This window comes from Elioraea sp. Yellowstone, assembly GCF_006704265.1.
Taxonomy (GTDB): domain Bacteria; phylum Pseudomonadota; class Alphaproteobacteria; order Acetobacterales; family Acetobacteraceae; genus Elioraea.
The window spans coordinates 1-916 of sequence record NZ_VIKA01000304.1; the positions used below are offsets into that span (position 1 = coordinate 1).

The window sequence follows — 916 nt, forward strand, 5'->3', positions numbered from 1 at the left end:
AGCGGCGGCGCCGCCGCCGCCTCGGCGCGCAGCAGGCGCAGCCGTTCGGCCAGCGCCTCCTCGGGCAGGGCCGGGAAGTCGAAGCTGCGCGTCGGCGCACGGCTGGCCAGCGAGAGGTCGACACCCTGCTGGCCCGGCGTGATGGCGAGCCCGCGCGGCATGGTCTGCGCCGCCGCCACCGCGAAGCCGCCCTCCCCCGCCCGCAGCGCGATGTGCTCCGACCAGGCCAGCACGGCGATGCCGCGCTGCGTCGGCAGGAGCGAGAACTCGGGATAGGCGCGCCCGACCGGGATCCGCCCCTCGGATTCGGTGAGCGTGCCGACGAGCAGCCGTTCGCCGGTGTCGGGGTCGCTGAGGTGGACCACGTGGCCCGCCCCTGGCGTCGCGATCGTCAGACCGACGCGGCCCGCCTCCTCGCGCACCTCCGCGGCGAGGGCATCGCCGGGCGGCAGGCCGTCCGGCAGGGCCTCGAGACGCACACCGCGCTCGGTGCGCATCAGCCGGATCGCCCCCTCACCCGGCAGGCGGACGCGAATGACGGTGGCACCCGCCGTCACGGCGACCTCGGCCGAGCCGAAGACCGGATCGGCGCGCAGGGGCCGGAGGTCGATCGGCCGGGCCTCGTCGGCCACCACCCAGACCCAGTCGCCGCGCCGCAGCACGGCGAAGCCGGTGGTTTCGGCGAAGGGCAGGATCGCCGAGGGCTGGGGCGCGTTGCGCACCGGCCGCGCCGTCAGCGAGACCGGTCCCGCCGGCATCGCGCCCGCCGGGGCCCCCGGGGGGGCGGCGGGGGCCGCGGCCTTTTTGTGCGTCCCCCCCCCGGGGGGCTGCGGCTCGGCGGTTTATACCCCGGCCGCGCGCACTTCCCGCGACCCGCGGCTCTATCAGGTCGCGCCGATCAGCACCAACCTCATCC

1 pseudogene is annotated in these 916 nt (G+C 77.3%); it reads right to left on the bottom strand.

The annotated features are described in order from the left end of the window. Positions 1-758, bottom strand: a pseudogene (locus FK498_RS18845) (hypothetical protein); the annotation flags it as partial. Positions 759-916: the final 158 nt, after the last annotated feature.